Origin of the sequence: Pseudoalteromonas luteoviolacea (genome assembly GCF_000814765.1) — a bacterium.
In the GTDB taxonomy this organism is placed as follows: domain Bacteria; phylum Pseudomonadota; class Gammaproteobacteria; order Enterobacterales; family Alteromonadaceae; genus Pseudoalteromonas; species Pseudoalteromonas luteoviolacea_H.
This window is the reverse complement of record NZ_JWIC01000006.1, coordinates 81,264-100,577: the sequence shown is the minus strand read 5'-3', so window position 1 is coordinate 100,577 and position 19,314 is coordinate 81,264. Positions and strand designations below refer to the sequence as shown.

The window sequence follows — 19,314 nt, the reverse complement described above, 5'->3', positions numbered from 1 at the left end:
TAGGGGCAGGCTATTTAGCCTGCTCAGAACCGGCCTTGTTCTATCGGCAATTTCCAAATCGAATGGGTCAACCCAAAGCGCTCAAATATCTCTGAAGCCTCTTTGACAGTCCATTTGACCCAATCAGCATTCAAATGACGTCCATACCACACTTTTGAAAATGCCCAAATATGCTCAATAGGTTGAACATCGCCCTTACACATATTATGTCTTTCACACCACCTATCAATGTCAGATTCAGACTTAAACATCAGCATCGTACTGCACGTATAAATCACATTGCCCCATGCTTTTTCCATGGGTATAGGAAAATGGACATACAAGTTCGAGTTCTCTATTTTTCCATTTTTGATTGTAATCACAACCTGCTTTGACTCACTGCCAAGCGTGGTCGTAATGGTCAGATCCCGCTCAAGTAATGCCGCTGCCCCCAATGCACACCACGCACAGTTACCCCACCAGCCCATATCACCAGACTCGATCCAAAAGTTTGTTGGCGCAGAAGAAAACGGATGTGCAACCCATATTTCGTGCGTATTGGGCTGCAGCACCACGCCATGATAGGCTTGCAATGCGTTTAATGCCTCCACAATGCAAACCGCTTGTCTCCCAAATATATTGCTTAACTCGCTGACACTGGGCGCGCTTGCATACTCAATGAAGTGCCTCATGATCTGGTAATGTAGACTCGCGTGGGTTAACTCCATCAGCCCCTCAATGTATTAGATATTTTGGTAAAATTTAGTGCTCATTTATTATAATAGCAACATACCGACTGAGTGATATTTATACTTTAATAAAACCGCCTCAGGATACTCTGCGATATCTGCCTTGTTGGCCAAATTAATATATCGCTACTGTGATTCATTAGCATATAAGCGTGCTAACAAACTGTCATTATCTGGACATGATAAGCGCAAAAACCGCATAAATTCAGCATTTGAGAATACTCTACCATGATGAGATGAAACATAGTATTGAACACTCACCCTTGCCTTTTTAAGGTGTTTGTTGAGTACCTCTGCACGATAATAAACATCTCGACTGGGCCAACTATTCGGAGAATGAAACCCTGTTTTCAAGCTGCTGCCGAACATATCTTCAGCAAATAATATTTCCTGTTCAGGAAGGTACACGACAACATTGTGATCTGCATGACTGCTTGGTACATCAAACACCTGCACCTGATCATTTGCAAACTTAAGCCCATGAGATAACAAGCCGAATTGCTCAGGAGCAAGAGGCAAACCCAAACTTGTCTCTACCGCTTGTTGATGCTCTGCCAACAACCGTATCTGCGCACCATGCTCGATTACTTCACTTACCCCCATTAAGTGGTCATCATGATGGTGTGTCACTATAAATTGAGACACGGGTTTCTTGTTGCCTGTAAACTGGTGCAACTTTGCAAGCCTGTGTTTCCAAGTAAAAGTATCATCAGGCATTTGCCATGAGCCCATTGAAATATATGATGTGCCCACGTCGACAAACAAGGTAAACCCCCAGCCTTGCCCCACCAAAAAAACGCCTCTGACAATTTCATTGACGCTTGGCTCGGCAAAGTCCAAGAACCTATCTTGCGCTCGGGGTTGGTAATACTCGGGCGTTTGAAAAAGTGCGCCTTCAGACGTTTTCAATGAAAGATATCTGTTTGTGATGTGCCGCGTAACACGTTGCTCATGACTGACAATTGTTTGACTTGCCCACTTTAGGCCCTGTGCATTTTGCTGGTGTGCTAAAAAGTCATAGTGAGCTATTTGACCTTTATTGTTAGTGAGTAAACGAGATAATAAGCCTGATGCTTTATCAATATAAGCCGTTTTTGTTACCTTACTCTTCTCCCAATTCAACACGCTATGTGCTCGCCCTTGCAGAAATACAGTCCCTGCACTACTCACCAGCTTACTATTATCACTGAGCTCTTTAATAGTCAGAATATCTATTGCCTGCTCCATATTCAGCGCTACCGAATCCCAGTCGATTCGTTCACTGTGTTGGTAAGTTTGCATGCAATGGTCAACACTCACCCCCTCTCCCTCTCTGAAGCGCCTGTCCACTGTGACCAGCGAATGATAGCCGTAATTACCTATCACATTCTGATCGCTGCGCTTGAACGCTTTTGCGCGTAGCGCAAAATCAATATCGAGCTGTTGCTGGTATTTATGCATTACAAAACCATGTGCTCCTGATTCAGCGTGACCGCTTTGACCTTGCATATATCGATAAAGCTCCTCTTCCACTTTTAACTGCTTTAATGAACTTAGGGCCTGCACACCATATGCGGCAACGGCCTGCTTAATCACATCAAAGGCTACATCATCAGCAAAAACAAAGTGGCTTTGACACACTGCAATCCCGCTTATCAAGCATCGCTTTACGGCTTGTATGCTCAGCACTTTTTTCAAAAAATAGAAACACATAGTAAGACTCCTTAACTTGCACACTTTAAAGTCGTTACTTTGCTTTGAGGCACCAAAAGCACAACAATGACAGGCTGAGGAAATCATGATGAATAGCTGATATCTATAACTTACAACAAGTTACAAAATAATGTGATGCTCGACAGCATCAAGCTAACTTCATATACTCGAGCTTACTAAAAGCAGTAAGCTAGGATTTATGTCAACAACTCAGCGTTTTTATATTAAAGAACACCTTATTGACTTATCTCGATCTGAGGTCACTTTTGCACAGCAAACCACCAAGGTCGAACCCAAAGTATTGCAAGTACTGCGCTTGCTGGCCCAAAATGCACAAGAGGTGGTTAGTCATCAGCAAATCATGGAAGAGGTATGGCAAGGCAGCGAAGTGGTTCCCAATGCTCTACAACGATGTATTGCTCGGCTTCGAAAAGTGCTTGGTGACGATGCTAAATCCCCGAGAATAATTGCGACACATCCCAAAATAGGCTACCGATTAATGGTGGATGTGCAATGGCTTCCACAAACGACACGGCAAGGAGTCACAATAGCAAGTCCACCCAACCTTAAAACTCTTGGCTTTATAGGGATTACTTTAATCTTAGTATTAACAACCGTGTTGGGTATATGGCAGAGCATGAAAACGCCAAAGCGGAGTATTCATAGTTTAAAGCAAATTACCTATACTGATGCGTTTGAGAGTGAAGCAACATATAGCCCTGATGGTCTTCACATGCTCTTCAACCGCAATGTGCACGCTTGCCAAAGTCATATCTGGGCCAAAAACTTAAAAACAGGCGTTGAAAGTCAACTTACCAAACACCCTGGGTTTTATCGTGATACTCGCTTTACACCAGATGGGCGAAGCATCATCTTTACAAAACAAAAAAGCTGCCACCAAGATAAAATCAATGCTCACGAACCACTGCAAGCAAACTGCTGGCAAATAGATATGATCGATTTTGCTGAAGCATTAAATGCACCGCAGGCAGCATCGGTACGTTACCAGTGCCAAAACCGCGCGATTGAACGCCCAGTTGCACTAGCAAACCATCAGTATGCATTTCTAAGCCAGCAAGGAAACGCTCAAGCACTCCTAAGATTCAACGCCATTAACCAGCAAACCACCAGCCTGTTTAGCCCAGAGCACCAAACAATTTACACTTATGATTACGACCCAATCAAAGCACAATATGCCGTACTATCTTATAATCGTGAAGGTCGGCATTTACTGAGTCTATTGAATCTACATGGCGAATTGCTGCATCAAAACCAAATAGACACTCATGGGGAACTTGGCCAACTTTCAATACGTTTTTCAGCCCATGACGATGCATTATTAGCTGTGCTCAATGGCAAACTCTATCACTTAGCACTCGATGGCAAAACCACGCCTTACCATTCAGCGGTACATAACATTGTCAGCGCTCAATCCCACCCCACGCTACCAAGCATGATTGCCATTCAAGGCACAAAAGACACCGATATCGCTCGCATACCTTTATACGGCGAACAAGAAACGTCTATAACGCGAATAATGAATCAACATGTTCAGCCTTATCCAAGCTTTGCCCGCTCAAAAAGCCGAGAAAAATATGCAAAATTTCAACCAAATGGTGAGCTGATAGCCTTTATCTCAGCCCGCAGTGGGCAAGACCAAATATGGCTATGGAACGGCAATCAAGCCACTCAGTTAAGTTACTTTTCAAAGCAGAGTAAAATAGAACAATTTAGCTGGTCTCCCGATGGCCAAAAGCTTGCAGTGGTCAGTAATGCAAAACTCAACATCCTTGATTTACAGGGAGGTGCTCAAATTATCAAAGCCCCAGAGCCACTGATCGAAGTCTTGAACTGGCACCCACACTTTGGCATCTTGGTCACCGCATTACGCCCTTCGGCCCATACACTTTGGCGACTAGATTTAAAAACACAGGTTTTTACCACCTATGCAGTGGACGATGTCCAGTCAACCTGGCTCACTGACCACACGCTTTATCTCAGCAAGTTTGATGGGCAAGTGTTTAAGCGACCGCTGAACTCTGACACCACTGACTATGAGCCAATGCCGACACTGAATGGACACAGTATGGTGTTATATAAACAGTATTTTTACAGTTATGACATGGAGTCAGATTACTTAACGCAATACGACTTAAACGGTGAACTCATCAGGAAATTAAAACCACTGAAGCCCTTCGCATGGAAAATATCAGACATAAAAGGTGAACACGTGTTATTAGAGCAGCTTATAGAGCTAAATCAGGATGTGGTGGAACTCAATATATAAACTGTTTTGAAACCCAAAGTAGGATAAATAATGCTCTTTTGTAAAGATACGAGTTATCTATCCTACTCGAATGCACTGTCATTCATCTTGTAAAAACATAATTCTATATATTAAATTATCCTTGATTTGATAAACTACAAGTACTTCTAACAATTGCTCTCCTTGCCCTGCAACATGAAACTTAACGGCTTCTTTATCCACTACAAAGTTGCCATCAATGATCCTTTTACTGATAAAAGCTTGCTTATCTAGTTTTTCAACTAACGATTTATATACTTTATCAAGTGCTTCCAGCCCTTTAAAAGACAAGCTATTAGGAAAATCGTAAACCTCTATTTCTTGGTGAAAAAGAGCTTTAAATGCTTCATACTCATTGCTGTTGTATGCCACTAAGTGTTCATCAACTATTTGATGTTCTTCTACGTCACCCGCTTTAAAGTGACCTTGCTCAGAGTGCAATATATTGGGTTCGCTTTTATTAATTGTAACCGCATGACATGCAGACAATAAAAGTATCATGAACAAAGGTAATAACTTCATATAAACCTGCCCGAGCATAAGTAATTATAAAAATGCCTGAGCACAGATGTGTACTCAGGCATTAAAACGTTTCACACACTAGCACTTAACTAGTTTATAGTGTGTCTTCTAACCATTTGAAAAACTCACGTTGCCATACAATGCCATTTTGCGGCGTCAATACCCAGTGGTTTTCTTCAGGAAAATATAGGAAACGACTTTCTAATCCACGTAGCTTTGCAGCTTGAAATGCTTGGATCCCTTGACCTAATGGTACACGGTAGTCTTTGCCACCATGGATCACAAACATAGGTGCATCCCATTTATCTACATAGTTAATTGGATTAAACTCATTGTAAGTTTGGCTGATAGACGCATTGCCTTGATCCCAGTAAGGGCCACCAAATTCATGGTTTACGAAGAATAACTCTTCAGTTGTGCCGTACATACTGCGTAAATCGAAGATACCACAATGTGAGATAAAGGTTTTAAAACGACCATCATGGTTACCCGCTAAATAAAATGCAGAATAACCGCCAAAACTCGCGCCAATAGCACCGATACGTTTTTTATCAACGTATGATGCTTTTGATACATCATCAATGGCATCCAGGTAATCTTGCATCGCCTTACCACCCCAATCTTGGGTGATGTCTTCATTCCACTTAACACCATGACCCGGCATACCACGGCGATTTGGCGCGACAACGATGTAACCTTGTGATGCCATCACTTGGAAATTCCAGCGGAACGAATAAAACTGTGAAAGCGCAGACTGAGGCCCACCTTGAAGATAAAGCAGCGTTGGGTATTTTTTACTTTCATCAAAGTTAGGTGGATAAATCACCCAAGTTAGCATCTGCTGACCATCTTTCGTCGTCACCATACGCTTTTTAACGGTTGGTAAGTCAAGGCCTGCATAAAAAGCGTCGTTCACTGTTGTCAGCGCAGTTAGTTTTTTCTTACGCAGGTCAAAACGGAAAATTTCAGATGCGCGGTTCATGCTGCTGCGTGTCACGACTAAGTGCCTATCCATTGCCGCGACAATACCATTGACATCAAACTGGCCTTTCGTTAACTGCTTGATCTTTGGCTTAGTACTGACTGATACTTGGAATAACTGGATTGTACCATCGGTTGGTGCAACAAAGTAAATGCGCTTACCATCTGGACTCCACTTAAAGCTGTTTACCGTGCCATCCCAATGCTCAGTCAAATTTACTTCTTTGTTTTTGATACGTACGATGATGTCGTTCTTATCTGCTTCGTAACCTGGCACGTCCATTTGTAACCATGCTAAGTTTCCTTTTGAAGAAAACGCAGGGCTCTTATCATACCCTAAGTTACTTTCAGTGATATTGGTTGTTTTTTTACTAGCTAGGTTGTAACGATAGATGTCTGTGTTAGTACTCGTCACATACTCTGTACCCGTGAGTTTTTTACTCACATAGTAAATATTTTCACCTTTTGGACCCCAAATATAATCACTCGAACCACCAAATGGAGAGGTTGGGCTCGAGTAAGGCTTGCCCTTCATGATGTCGACTTTCTGTTCGGTCGCTAAATCTTGATAAAAGACATGTTTAAAGCCGCCATCATTCCAAGTATCCCAATGGCGGTAATTCAAGTCATCGAATACATATGCATTTGCTTGTGACAGGTCTTTATGCCTATGGCTTGCTAACACCGATTCAATATTTACCTTTTCATGAAAGAGTTTTTTACTGCCATCTGGAGAGATATTGCTATCAATCAATAAGCCTTGATATGCCTCTAATAGCTGAGTTTTTCCACCTTTGACTGGCACCTGATACACCTTGCTGGCAAAATCATTGTTAGCCACACTCGGAGTTGTCACACTGTAAATGACATGGGTTTTATCTTTATTTAATCCCAACGCAGTAACACGTTTGACTTCCCATAACTTTTCAGGGGTCATCACCTCTTGCGCTGACACACCTGCACTTACTGCAAACCCTAAGCTTGCAGAGATAAGAATTCGCAACATAGCGAAAAGCCTCCAAAAATTAAAACCCGTCTAGACTACATAAAACGGTAGGAACTTAAAAGGAATCAAGGTAATTAACTGGTCACACCTATGTTTCAAATTGATTACACTCGACTCACAAGCGCAAAACCATGCAATACTGAAAGTGAATGACATTATCAATGGTAAACACAGAGCAAAGTCAGTTACGCATTCTGAGATTAAAAAAGGCCAATGCTTGGCCCTTACGTAGTGCGTTATAATAAGTACTAACCTTTGTTAGGTTTATTCAAGTCCAAGTTTCCTATATTTATCAACGTTTTCTTTTAACGTATTTTCAGCAAAGTAAATCATCGACTCGTGAAGATGGCTTGCTATCCCTTGGCCATAATGTTCATACATTTCCCGAGAAATAGGATCGGATAATACTGCGTCGGCAAACGCTAAATAGCCTTCATAGCTCACTCCTGCAAACTCAGCATCGCTCTCTTTTGTTTTATTTAGAATGCGATTGGTCATGACGTAATGCTGCTCGACTAAGGATTGCACCTCTTTGCTGTCTATGGGGGAGTTTAGTGACAATTTATAACTTGATACCCACTGTTCAAAATCTTGCTGTTCAAGCTCTGCATCCTCACGGCCCAAATGTTGTAAAGATAGATAATACTCATCCAAAGACCCCGCCTCTGTACTCTGAGCCATCATATCTTTCCAGCGCTCTACTTTCTCTAGGGGTAAATCCTTAAATAAAATATCCAAATTAGTTTGACCATTTAATATGCTCATTGAATTCTCCAGGCTATTGATAATTAACTGTGTTTTTTCCTGCCTTTTCAACAGCATACTTTTCTGATCTTTGAGGGTTTGCAATAAATCAAAATCAGTGGCGTTGAGGATGTTGTGTATATCTTCAAGACTAAACTCAAGCTCCCTGTACACTATAATTTGTTGCAAGCGCATTAAGTGCGTCGAGGTATACTCGCGATAACCATTAACACCTCTATGAGGCTTCAATAAACCTACTTTGTCGTAATGATGTAATGTACGAACACTGACCCCTGCCAATTCACTCAATTGGCTTACGCTAAAACGTTTTCTCTTATTCAACTCAGAATCCATTGTGTACTGTTAAAAGGCAAGACCATGATTAACTATCACGTAACGTGAGGGTCAAGAAATTTGACTACTTTTTTAAACTGGATGCCTTTCATTGGTTTAGCTTGGTTTTTCTAATAGATAACCTAGTCACTTATTTCGCGCTTATCAAACTTTTTCCAAAAGCCAGTGGACACTAATGCGCCAATAAAAATAACCCCTAGCACGTCAATTGTGATGAACTGCTCAGCGATTTGCCCTGTGTACTTTACATAAGAAAACCCAGGGTTAAACTGAATAGCAAAACCAAAAGAAGACACCTCTGCCAGCGTGACCTTTAGATTAATGCCTCCCAAACCTGAATAGTTCAATACAGTATTACCGATACCAAAACTGACCACTTGCAAAGACTGATTCAATATAGAGATCCAATAAAAACGAGTTAATGCATTGACTGCTGTGTAACCAGCAACAAGGTTAAGCAATGTTAATAGGATTGTAATCACCGCTGTACCTAAAGAAACATCACCCGACATAAATATCATGGTCGGGATAATAGCAGCAGCTACCAGTTGCAGATAGCCAATCGCTTTCACTCTATTTACGGCTAAATTAAGATGCGATTCCCGCTTATTCTCCTCAGATACTGAGATCTCCCCTTCACGTTTCTCAATTTGAGCAACCAATGCTGGGTAATTCTCTGAAGTCGGATCAATGTTTTGTTTGACCTCTAACAATTCTTCAATTGAGTAAGTGGAGTAATCGACTCGTCTCATGTTCAATTCCTATATAAAGCTTTTTAAATGACTTGTTGAGATGTAATGCTTCGATTAGCTGGTATATCTCGACGCTGCTTGGTATGCAGCTGGCCCGATAATCATACCATTGTTTAGATATACAAAATAATAAAGTCATTCCTTTAATTTCACCATCATTAGCTTAGAGTTCAATGTTGTCCGGATTCTAAGCATGATAAACACACAGTGCCTTAGATTTAAGAAAAAATACTAAGCAAAGCGTACACCTTGCCAATTGTTTGCTCTGTATTTTGACTGTGAGAGGTGATGCTCGTAAACCTTGAATAGCTAAAATTCGATAGGAGTTAGATTACCCATAGAGTAATAAACTTTTTGGTGCCATTGCAAAGTGTTAGGAATACTAGTGAATTGATAAAACGTTTAAAAAAAAGATAAAACACCGATAATTGAAATGACTCCCCCGACAATACACAGCGGCATTACCAAACCATGCCCTTTTTCATGTTTAAGCACATCGGGAAACAATTTCCCAAAAGCAAAGAGTAAAATGATCAATCCACTCACAAGCAGTATCAATCCATCCATTGCAGGTGATAAGTCCACTGATAGCCTCTATTTTGTAATTGAACAAATCGTGTTACGACAAGTTTGTGTATTTAAAATATCAGTAAAGTATACACAGTTTACCTTTGAAAAAAGGCATTTATATTAATAAACGTTTATTGAATGTGTAGATTGACTCGTACGCTCATTACTCCACAGCTCGTTTGATAAACTATGGCTACTCCCTATTTCAAAACGATAAAACTCTCGCTGATACCACGCAGCCTATACCTTATAGAAGCACCAAATGCATTACCCAACAAATAAGCAACTAAATCACTGAATTTAAAACCGAAACCTAGTACCAGCGCACCCAGCCAAGTTTGTCGAATCGAATTGAGCCAATCGGCTTGATACAACTGGGAAAGCTCAACCGAAAAACAAAACAAGCATGCGATAACAAACACTTGGCGAGGGCACATGCTTGGTCTGACCGTGCATATTAGCCAAAAAACCATTAATGCCCATAAAAAATCGCCTAAATAAAGACTAACCCAAGTCGGAAATTCAATAATATCTGCTCTAGAAAAGAGTCCAAGACTCATCGTTATTAGCGCAAAAAGGCAATAAACGAGAGTGACTTTGATTTTATTCATATTAAAAGTTAACGATGTAAAACCCTAAATGCCAGTTATTTACTCTATATAAAAATCAAACTTATGATGATAAAAAATCAATTTTTAGTTTAGGTTAGCTGATTTATCTCTGCCGTAATTATCAAGCCAATCTAAGCAGATTTGCCACAGTATACTAGATTTTCGACTGAAGAACTTCATATGGCCAATTTCTTTCAGCCCATACTCTTTTGGTACTAACGTTAATGTTTCTGCCACAGAGTTAGGACTCACGGCTATCATATCTTTGACATTTTTGTGATTGGCGATAAAGTCATCCACTGCATTGACCCACATGCTTGGAAACGTGAGTTCATTAAAATAGTGAGTATCTATGGTTTTGCCGAAAGCCGTTTTGACATACCCACAACCATTACACCAGGTGCGCCACTGAGCAGCTACCGCCTTTGGTAATGGCTCCCCCATACCAAACCAATGTGACTTAGTATGACCAAAGACCAAATTTGAAAAGGGAATAAACACATTCATAAAGAAATGGGACTTGAACTGATCTTTGACTTTCATATTCAATAAACGCCCCGAAGAGCTGGCAAAATTGAACATAGATGATAACTCTGTCGCATTGGGTGCCAATCCAATAAGCTGACCACCAGCGCTGTGCCCTACTAAGTGATAATTCACATTTTGAAACTCGCTTTTTAAAGCGGAAATAGCCGCGGGTAAATCCTGCTGCCCCCAGCTTTGTAATGTCGCTGGATGCTTGTCAATTTCACCGTGTAGAGATTGACCTATCCCTCTATTATCATAGGTAAGTACACCATAACCGCTGCCTGCTAAAAACTCAGCAAATGCAGTATAAAATTGGCGTTTGATGCCCGTTGCAGGGCCAATGACAACAGCCCCTTTTAAAGTGCCTTTAGGTAAAAACACCGTTGCAGCAAGGGGGTATTTATCCTCGCAGTGAATTGTGATTTCTCGACAAACAATGAACGGCATAGTGGTAAACAATCTGATGACAAAGTCATGATAGCTTACAACTGGTATAACCAGTTATCAATAGCCACCTTAAAATATTAGAGCTTTTATTCTAATCCAAATTAAACATACAACGTTTTTTATCAATTAAGGTAGCACCCCCATGACCGTTCGCTTATGTGATTGGTTAACATTCAATAATCAATACAAGCGAAAAAGTATGAGGTAACCAACCGTATTATCTAGACAATAAGGTCCATTAAACATGGCGAGCAAGATGTATACCTTCGAGCCTTTTCCCCCACTTTCCTCCAGACTCTGAAGCACAGGCTTCTTCTGTATCAAACAAAATACGTTTTTTAACCCCTTTTATTTTTATATTATGCGTATTTAGCTTGCTCTCTATAGCCGTTTTAAGTGCCTCCCCCTTATTTTCACTCAGCGCCTTCAATAAGCTATCTTGGTTGTCAAAAATACACACAATGGTAAAGCTCTCCGGAAATGTTTGATAGTTGACCACATGAGTTAACCATTCGAAACCTTCATATATTTTCAGGGCGTCTTCGCACGCTTCAGTCAATGCTGCAACAATGGCTTTCTCTAGTTTTTTATCTGATTTACGCATACGCTACTCATTATTGTGCAAACCCCAGCTTCACAATGAGGCTGCAATACTTAAATTTTCGCTATGGTAACGTTGTTCAATGAGCTTGTTAAGCTGGCATATTAATAATTCAATTCAGTGAACAGTACATGCAACCCTGCTTTGTCTCGTCAATAGCAAAATATAAACACAGGATCACTACAACTAATGTGCAATCCACCTCTGTAATCACCCCTAGATTGCTTCTAGCCGTACCTTGAAATACAACCTCTTTTCAAACTGATAACCACCCGACGTCATTATTGCCTAAAACAAACTGGAATATTAAATTCCCAAAAAAACACCATTTAAAATATAAAGACACGGAATTAAATTAATAATTACTTAACAAATAATAAACCAAATTAAAATAAACCATGGATATTATGCTTCCGTCAACAGGCACTTCGCTAAGTAAAATTAACTTTATAAGGATAAAAAATGAAAACACTACTTACAGCACTTGCATTAACAGCTCTTTCTACTTCAGCAATGGCAACAACGGCAACCATCTATTCATATGATCAAGTACTGAATGCGCCTGTCGTTGCAGATCCAACTATTTACGCACATGTAGATGTCGTTAAAATTGTTGCTGTCTCTGACTTCGATTTTGATAACAATAACGCACAACAAATTCCTGGCGTACAATATGATGAACATGGTTTTATATATTACACAGGTGAAGGGAGCCAACCTCGTGAAGTCATGTCAGGCGAAGTTGTACTTAACCTTGAATGTAACTTAAGTAAGGAGCCTGAGCAAGCTGGCTTCAAAGGGATGACTTCTATTGCTGTTACTTTAGAGCCAGGCGCAGAATATGAGCTCTATGCAGTTCAAGATTCTAAAGCAATGGGCTGGTTTGGTATGCCGCAAACTAATTTCTACCGCTGTGTGCCTGGTATCAGAAAGCGCTAATCACCTAGGATAAGCCCTGTTGTACGTCAAGTACGCTCAAGGATAGTAATGCTTTCCTTGAGCTGTCCACCGATTTACATCAAGACTACTGTTCTATAATTTTGCTTTTAACTCTGCTATTTTTTTAGCAAGCTTGTCAAGCTCCCCATAGCCAGTTTCTTTTGATAACTCATATGCTTGCTTATAAACTTTAAGTGCTTCTGCAGGCTCTTTGTTTTTCTCTAACGCTTCTGCTAACCACACGTAGTTTTGTGGATATTTGTTCATCTTGTATGCCTCAGCATTGCGCCTAAACACGTTCACAGCACCTGCATAATCCTTTTGCTTAATTAGCTCCATAGCCAACGGAACGTAAATTTCTTGAGGCTGCCTTGCTGCGCTTCCGTATTTTTTCATAATACCGGCTTCATGTTCTAAAAACTTTTTGCTCGTAAAGTTATCCTTGATCTCTTGCGGCAACTTCATATCCGAAAATATAAACTTAAGTGCAAAATAGTTGTTTAACAAAGGTGCCGACATATGCCCTTCATCATCAAACTCTTCATGTTTCCATACTAATTGACCAGGCGCAGCAGCTTTGATTTCTTCTACAAACCGTTTTAAAGCGTGTCGGTTACCATCCTCTTTACCAACTCCAAAATAGATTTTTTTATCAAACTTTGGGGTTGTACTCAAAAATGATTTAACTTCTCTTACAGGCTCCTCTTTGTTCCACCAAAACGCGGGGGCCCATAACAATGTAAGCATCAAATAAATTAGGCGATTCCATAAACGTAAAAGCCGTAAATAGACCCGCAACGGAGTGTCCTTCTAACACTCGAAATTCATTAGTCCTATATTTACCATCAATATAAGGGATGAGTTCATCCCCCAAAAAATTCAGAAATGCTTGACCGCCACCACTTTCTTCAATACCCGCGGCCTTTGTTGGTGTGAAGTCCTTCATTCGACTTTTACTTTTAATACCTACAATGATCATTGGCGGAATACCGCCAACCCGGGTCAAAACATCTACGCTACCCACAACATGCTTTAAATTCTGAACACCATCCAAAAGGTAAAGTACAGGGTAGTGCGCATTTGAAGATTCATACCCATCAGGCAAAGAAACCACAATGGTTCTATTTTCTCTCAGCGACTTTGACTTAAATTCAAAACTTTTCGCTATGCTAACGTCAGATTCTGCAAAAGCACTAAATTGAAACAGCATTACTAATATAAGTACGACTTTATACACCATATACCCTTGATTTATTTTATTTTTTACTATCTCACCTAATCAACCACCGGATGCATCCCATTGAAGCTCTAACACTTAAGGCGCAGTTTTAACTTAATGTAAACACAGTGAGGAGAAAAGTTTTCAAAATACGCTTATTTTTAAAGCACAGCGTACCCAAGGAGTATAGATATTAACTTTATAATAAGGTTCATTTTAATTTCACTTTTGACACGAAACTCATCGACTATCTTTTTGTACTTCATTCATCAATAGCAAAAAATAGTGACTCACAATATAATAACCATAAATTAAGGGGCACAGTAAATTCCACTTGCCCAAAATTTACCTCCCGCTACTGTGTGTCAAAATGTGTATCCCTTAACTGCGTAATAATTTTTGTACTGACCCAGTATAAATTTGAAATACCATTTGGCTCATTGTAACGAGCAAAGAAAAGAAATTTACCATCTGGCGATACCCTTGCTACGGTTTCCGAATATTTCGAATTAACAGTCGCCCCTAAATTAATGGGTTTAGACCAGCTGCCGTCTTGTTCTTTGAAATAAACAAATAAATCACTGTCTTTTCTATTCTTATCATTTCGATTTCGAGCATTGACCAACAAGTAGTCTTCATTCGGTGAAATAAATCCATGGATCCCAAACTCAATGTCCATTGGCTTAGCATCTAAGAATCGGCCATCTACCTTTTTCGAAATATACATTTTCCGCTCTGACATATTGGTAAAAATCATATCGCCACCAATGCCCTGATTAAAATCAGAGAGACGCCCTGTATTTAATGGCGATTCAAACCTTTTTGCATCACTCAAGCCTCCGTCTTGACGAGACACATACCAAATACCAGATTCTTTTGAGCCAGATGTACGCCCTGTAAAATAGACTCTTGGTTCATTTAGGCTTGCATAAGGCACCAACTCATACGCCATCTTCCCTTTAGTAAAACGCGCTTCTTTAGGCTTTGTCCATCGTCCATTTTCTACACTTGAAAACATGATTTTAGGGCTGGTATCTACACCTTCAATTTCATCCAATGCCGTAAAATACATCTCTTTTAAATCGGGAGAAAAAGAGATGCCAAATTCATAACGCCCTTCCATTGACACTGTATCTGGCGCAAATAGCTCAGGTGTCAAACCTGGTACTTGCTGTCCAAACCAATCACCTTCTAAGACTGGAAATGCTTCCGTCGCGTTAGCTCCCCCAGCTATGGTCACTGCCAAACACGCTGCGTTGATAAACGATTGTATTTTATTCATGCCTACATCCTTTGTTTATAAGAACCAAAGCGCCACTCTGGGTCTTTTAATTTTTATGATTGTTATAATTCGTTGCCTAGCATCTTTACTGGTGTCATACAGCAACAACCAAGTTCATGACTACACAGGCTAAACTGGCCAGTTAGGCAGCTGAGGTCAATGTAACAACTTACAGAAAAAGTGGGTGTAAACTAATGTAAAACATTAAGTATGCCTTGAAGTTGAACGAAGGGCTTAGTGTTTAAAAAAGCGCGAGATGAGCATAAAAGAAAGTGATTATTCCGTACTCTTGCAAAGAGTGAATATGAAGAAGTGTAAAAGCAGCCAGTCAATGTTCAGACTGCTATAGTGTAAATTGTGAGTAAACGTTAAGGGTTTATCGGGTTATGTCGTGATAACCAGCCTCGCAACCAAACAACAAATTCTTTTGGTGATGGCATGATTGCATTGTGGCGTCGCTGAGCTATTTTCTTCACACTTGAGTGAGAGTCATGATTATCGAGAAATAACACCCATCCTGGATATTGTTTGTTGATTGCTTTAAATAGCGATTGTTGAGGCCCTCTCATTGATTTATATCTCTGATACTTTTTAATAAATTGCTGATGATCATGGCCCCGCCTCGTTTCTCTCTCAAGCTCCCGCTGATAGCGAGTATCATCATTGACATATAAGTAGACAAACAACGACGGTAGCCTCAGTAAATCAATATTTTCAATGAATAAATCTGCTGCGGTTTGATACTCGATAAACCCTCTGTCGGGATAAATCCAACTAAGCCATATCACCTGAAAAATATCTCCATCCAATAGACTATATTCATTCTGCGTTGCGATATGGCTTCTTTCTAATTGCTTTAATGCATACCAATGAGCGGGCTCTGGAGATGGACGATTTGGAAATAATTCATTCACTTCGGGGACTCGACAATATCCATGATCTTGCTCAAGTAACTTAGCCACCGTGCTTTTACCAACTGCTGGCACCCCTTCTAACGTGATCACTGAGTTTTTATTGCTCACTTACAAACCCCAAATACCAGTTTAAATACTTTAATTTGCGACATGTGTACCACGCCACAAATAAGTTTATTCTAACTCTTGTTTAGTACACCAAGTACAGTAAAAAAAGCACCAACTGGCACGACAGTTGTGGCATCAATTGCGATAGTCAGTGGTGTGACTATTATTTTCCCCGCTGTAGATGCTCCTGACTCTGGGGTTTCAACCACAACATGATGCGCGCTAGCCAACCTTTGAAAAGGGTAATCTCCTTGCGCAGTATACCGCTTTCCTTTTAATTCAAACTCAAGTACGACATTACCGTATTTATCCACTGGAAAACCCTGCTCTTTCAGCACTTTGTTGTCTTCAGTTTTATTCGACGTGAGTTTAAATGTACCTCTAATGTGATTGTCTTCATCCAGTTTAAAAACACTGTAGTGTGGAATAAGTTCCATTTCTCTACTGAGCTGAAGTGATTTGATCAAGACATCACTGACGGTAAACACATAACTATATTGCTCGCCCGCGATTAATAGCAAACGTGCTTGTTCCTGTGCATAAAAGCCTGTGACTCTTTCTTTATAACTTGGTGGCTGCCACAATTGCGATGTACAACCCGATACGAGTAATATCATTATAAATATAAAACCAAACTGCATATACTTTTTTCCCTGCTTGCTTTGACATACCTTGGTGCGACAAGATCACACGCCTATTTTTACCAGCTTTAAAGTGCACTAGTGCACAAAGCAATAACCGACAACCACGGCATTAGCCAGCACGTAATGCTAAAATAGATGCAATGTCATCCGTGTCTTCAAACTGTTTTAAATTTTCATTTTGAGTTTCAATCGCAACAATTGACATTCTATCTGCCAATTCATTGCCTTCGATCCCAACGTGCCCATTTACATGATGCACCATAACTTTGGAGGCAATTTCTTGGTATACCTCAAAGGCCGGTTTAATAATGTCTAGGTTTTTAATTTCACCACCTGATTTAACCCATCCTTTCTTTTGCCAGCCTCTAGCCCACTCTGTAATGCAATCTATCGAGTACTTTGAATCACAAAAAATACCTACTGACTGACCCTTTTCCAGCCTACTCTTTGCTAAGTGCAATGCTTGATTTAAACCGCGTAGCTCTGCCGTATTATTTGTACCAACGGGTTGATAAAAGCCATACCAAAGCTCAGTTAGGACATTATTTTGATAAATCGCAATACCCGTACCAGCCTCACCAGGGTTAGGGTCACAAGCCCCATCTGTGAATATTTTTATATCATATGGCAATGAGTCAATTTGTGATTGTGAAAGCGGACTAGATTTAGGTGCCTTATTCGGCTTGCTGGTGTTTGTTTTAAACGCGGCTTTCCCGCCAAATGCAGCTTCTGCTTCGGCTAAACTTGGAAACGACTTAAACTTCGCCCCTGCAAACCCATCGACTAAAGCCTGACACTTCGCCCATGTATCAAAGATCCCCGTTTGCCGACCTTTCCAAACAACGTAATATTTTTTAGCCAAGTAATTCTCCTCGCCGCATTCAATTTACCGCGCCATATATGACATCTTATGCAAAAATAAGTAATGAACTTAACATTGCAGTGTACGGCAAAAATATACCAAAGGTAAGTCACCAGCTAAGTATATATACATTAATAATACGGGCTTTAACAAGCGCTTGGCACAAACTTGAACAAAACAAAACGAGGAAGTATTCGTGCATTAGGGGACTACTCTCCTTTTTAGTACCCACAAAATGTGACCATCAGCTGGACTCAAGCATAACAACCATCAAGCTTTAACCCAGTTGATAATGTGGCGATGATGGCGACACTATATTTTAGGTCTTAACTGCTCAATAACCTGCGCATCCACCCACATGATATCTGAATCATCTTCACTAAATTTTCTGTTGAAGAATAAATACTTTCCATCAGGAGAAACCACCGCGCCAGTATCAGGCCCTGTTGTATTGATTTTATCTCCTAAATTAATCGCTTCACTCCATATGCCATCTTTACTTTGAAAGCTAATATACAGATCCGTCTTTCCATACCCCCCTTCCCGTTCGCTGTCCCAAATAATGTAACTTTCATCTGGCGCAACAAATGGGTGAGCAGTCCATTTACCTGAATTTATGCGCTTCCCAAAGGCTTTAGGGGCTTCCCGCTTACCATTAACTAGCCGAGAATAACGAATCGTACCTGTCACCTCACGTTCATCAAATATATAGGTGCCATTAGCAGAAACGCTCAATACCATGATGGGGATATCACTGAATGCTTTGCCAAGGCTTTTAGGCTCTGACCAACCTTGAGCAGTTCTCTCTCGGTAGAAGTTCCCTGAATGCATTATTTTTCCATCTGGAGAGATAGACCCCCCAATACCAGAATCAAGTACCTTTTCATGCCATTGCCCATCCACAAGTTTGAGCATCATTTTAGTACTGGTTCTGGCTTGACGATTATTCCGAGTAAAATAGTATTCCTTCATATCGGGTGTAAACCAGCCAGTCCAATCCCTGTGTTCCTTCGACACAATACCCGGCGCAAACACTTCGGGAGTCATCCCCGGAGGGGTTTGCCCAAAATAAGGCCCTGTTACTAGAGGGGAGGTATCTTTAGCACATACTGTATTGCTCACAGCAACCAAAAGTATTAGAGAGATTGAATGTGAAAGTCGCTTCATTTTTTTTCCTTACTGTAGGCTCGGTAAACGCTTTTATTGACGTTGATATCGATTAAATTCACTACCAAATTAGCGGATCCAACGACTAAAAACCTTACGTGTACATGACTTCTAATTGATTTTTTATGAAAGTCCCTTCCTGTTGCAGATTCATTGGAAAAAGCAAAAAAATAAGCTTTATATTCAGCATATTAATTTAGTAACATTCAACGCTCTCCATGGCATGAACTACCTAGTTACATCAATAAAACTGATCATTCGCGCAATAAAAAATACCAACTCACTACTACTGAGCGCCTATCCGAACACATCACATTGAACCAGCACTTAATACTGTG

The 19,314-nt window shown here is 40.4% G+C and carries 19 protein-coding genes; 2 read left to right on the top strand and 17 right to left on the bottom strand.

Going from position 1 to position 19,314, the window contains the following annotated elements:
- Nucleotides 1–23: 23 nt before the first annotated feature.
- Both JF50_RS11935 and JF50_RS11930 read right to left on the bottom strand, forming a co-directional pair.
- Nucleotides 24–707, bottom strand: coding sequence for an alkylmercury lyase family protein (locus JF50_RS11935; protein WP_039609699.1), 684 nt, complete (start codon nt 705–707; stop codon nt 24–26).
- 147 nt (nt 708–854) lie between these two features.
- Nucleotides 855–2,420 (bottom strand): hypothetical protein, encoded by a 1,566-nt coding sequence (locus tag JF50_RS11930; RefSeq protein WP_039609698.1) that lies wholly within the window; start codon nt 2,418–2,420, stop codon nt 855–857.
- A 199-nt stretch (nt 2,421–2,619) separates the two neighbouring features.
- On the opposite strand from JF50_RS11930, the gene JF50_RS11925 reads away from it, so the two are divergent.
- A complete protein-coding gene (locus JF50_RS11925; protein ID WP_039609697.1) occupies nt 2,620–4,707 on the top strand; it encodes a winged helix-turn-helix domain-containing protein in 2,088 nt (695 codons plus the stop codon).
- 78 nt (nt 4,708–4,785) lie between these two features.
- Here the strand turns inward: JF50_RS11925 and JF50_RS11920 are convergent, their stop codons facing one another.
- The 8 genes from JF50_RS11920 to JF50_RS11885 all read right to left on the bottom strand — a co-directional run bounded on the left by JF50_RS11920 (nt 4,786) and on the right by JF50_RS11885 (nt 11,844).
- A complete protein-coding gene (locus tag JF50_RS11920) occupies nt 4,786–5,247 on the bottom strand; it encodes a nuclear transport factor 2 family protein (RefSeq protein ID WP_039609696.1) in 462 nt (153 codons plus the stop codon).
- A gap of 94 nt (nt 5,248–5,341) precedes the next feature.
- Nucleotides 5,342–7,234, bottom strand: coding sequence for an alpha/beta hydrolase family protein (locus JF50_RS11915; RefSeq protein ID WP_039609695.1), 1,893 nt, complete (start codon nt 7,232–7,234; stop codon nt 5,342–5,344).
- A 264-nt stretch (nt 7,235–7,498) separates the two neighbouring features.
- Nucleotides 7,499–8,320, bottom strand: coding sequence for a MerR family transcriptional regulator (locus JF50_RS11910; RefSeq protein ID WP_160290470.1), 822 nt, complete (start codon nt 8,318–8,320; stop codon nt 7,499–7,501).
- Nucleotides 8,321–8,454: 134 nt separating this feature from the next.
- Entirely contained in the window at nt 8,455–9,084 is a 630-nt protein-coding gene (locus JF50_RS11905; protein ID WP_039609693.1) for a hypothetical protein, read from the bottom strand.
- Between the two features lie 402 nt (nt 9,085–9,486).
- Nucleotides 9,487–9,669, bottom strand: a complete 183-nt coding sequence (locus tag JF50_RS11900; protein WP_039609692.1) for a hypothetical protein — start codon at nt 9,667–9,669, stop codon at nt 9,487–9,489.
- 185 nt (nt 9,670–9,854) lie between these two features.
- Entirely contained in the window at nt 9,855–10,265 is a 411-nt protein-coding gene (locus tag JF50_RS11895) for a DUF2809 domain-containing protein (RefSeq protein ID WP_052262266.1), read from the bottom strand.
- Nucleotides 10,266–10,349: 84 nt separating this feature from the next.
- Nucleotides 10,350–11,240 (bottom strand): alpha/beta fold hydrolase, encoded by an 891-nt coding sequence (locus JF50_RS11890; protein ID WP_039609691.1) that lies wholly within the window; start codon nt 11,238–11,240, stop codon nt 10,350–10,352.
- Between the two features lie 238 nt (nt 11,241–11,478).
- Entirely contained in the window at nt 11,479–11,844 is a 366-nt protein-coding gene (locus tag JF50_RS11885) for a hypothetical protein (RefSeq protein ID WP_039609690.1), read from the bottom strand.
- Between the two features lie 459 nt (nt 11,845–12,303).
- Here JF50_RS11885 and JF50_RS11880 point away from each other — a divergent pair, with 459 nt between their 5' ends.
- Entirely contained in the window at nt 12,304–12,780 is a 477-nt protein-coding gene (locus JF50_RS11880) for a hypothetical protein (RefSeq protein ID WP_039609689.1), read from the top strand.
- A 93-nt stretch (nt 12,781–12,873) separates the two neighbouring features.
- Here the strand turns inward: JF50_RS11880 and JF50_RS26075 are convergent, their stop codons facing one another.
- The 7 genes from JF50_RS26075 to JF50_RS11850 all read right to left on the bottom strand — a co-directional run bounded on the left by JF50_RS26075 (nt 12,874) and on the right by JF50_RS11850 (nt 18,976).
- Nucleotides 12,874–13,455, bottom strand: a complete 582-nt coding sequence (locus tag JF50_RS26075; protein WP_052262265.1) for a hypothetical protein — start codon at nt 13,453–13,455, stop codon at nt 12,874–12,876.
- A gap of 7 nt (nt 13,456–13,462) precedes the next feature.
- Complete coding sequence (locus tag JF50_RS11875; protein ID WP_052262264.1) at nt 13,463–14,020, bottom strand: alpha/beta hydrolase; 558 nt, start codon at nt 14,018–14,020, stop codon at nt 13,463–13,465.
- A 334-nt stretch (nt 14,021–14,354) separates the two neighbouring features.
- Nucleotides 14,355–15,281, bottom strand: a complete 927-nt coding sequence (locus JF50_RS11870; protein ID WP_039609688.1) for a hypothetical protein — start codon at nt 15,279–15,281, stop codon at nt 14,355–14,357.
- Nucleotides 15,282–15,649: 368 nt separating this feature from the next.
- On the bottom strand, nt 15,650–16,303 hold the full coding sequence (locus tag JF50_RS26070; RefSeq protein WP_052262263.1) for an AAA family ATPase: 654 nt from the start codon (nt 16,301–16,303) through the stop codon (nt 15,650–15,652).
- Between the two features lie 71 nt (nt 16,304–16,374).
- Nucleotides 16,375–16,944, bottom strand: a complete 570-nt coding sequence (locus tag JF50_RS11860; protein ID WP_039609687.1) for a hypothetical protein — start codon at nt 16,942–16,944, stop codon at nt 16,375–16,377.
- Between the two features lie 112 nt (nt 16,945–17,056).
- On the bottom strand, nt 17,057–17,809 hold the full coding sequence (locus JF50_RS11855) for a ribonuclease H family protein (RefSeq protein ID WP_039609686.1): 753 nt from the start codon (nt 17,807–17,809) through the stop codon (nt 17,057–17,059).
- Between the two features lie 312 nt (nt 17,810–18,121).
- Complete coding sequence (locus tag JF50_RS11850) at nt 18,122–18,976, bottom strand: PD40 domain-containing protein (RefSeq protein ID WP_039609685.1); 855 nt, start codon at nt 18,974–18,976, stop codon at nt 18,122–18,124.
- Nucleotides 18,977–19,314 lie beyond the last annotated feature (338 nt).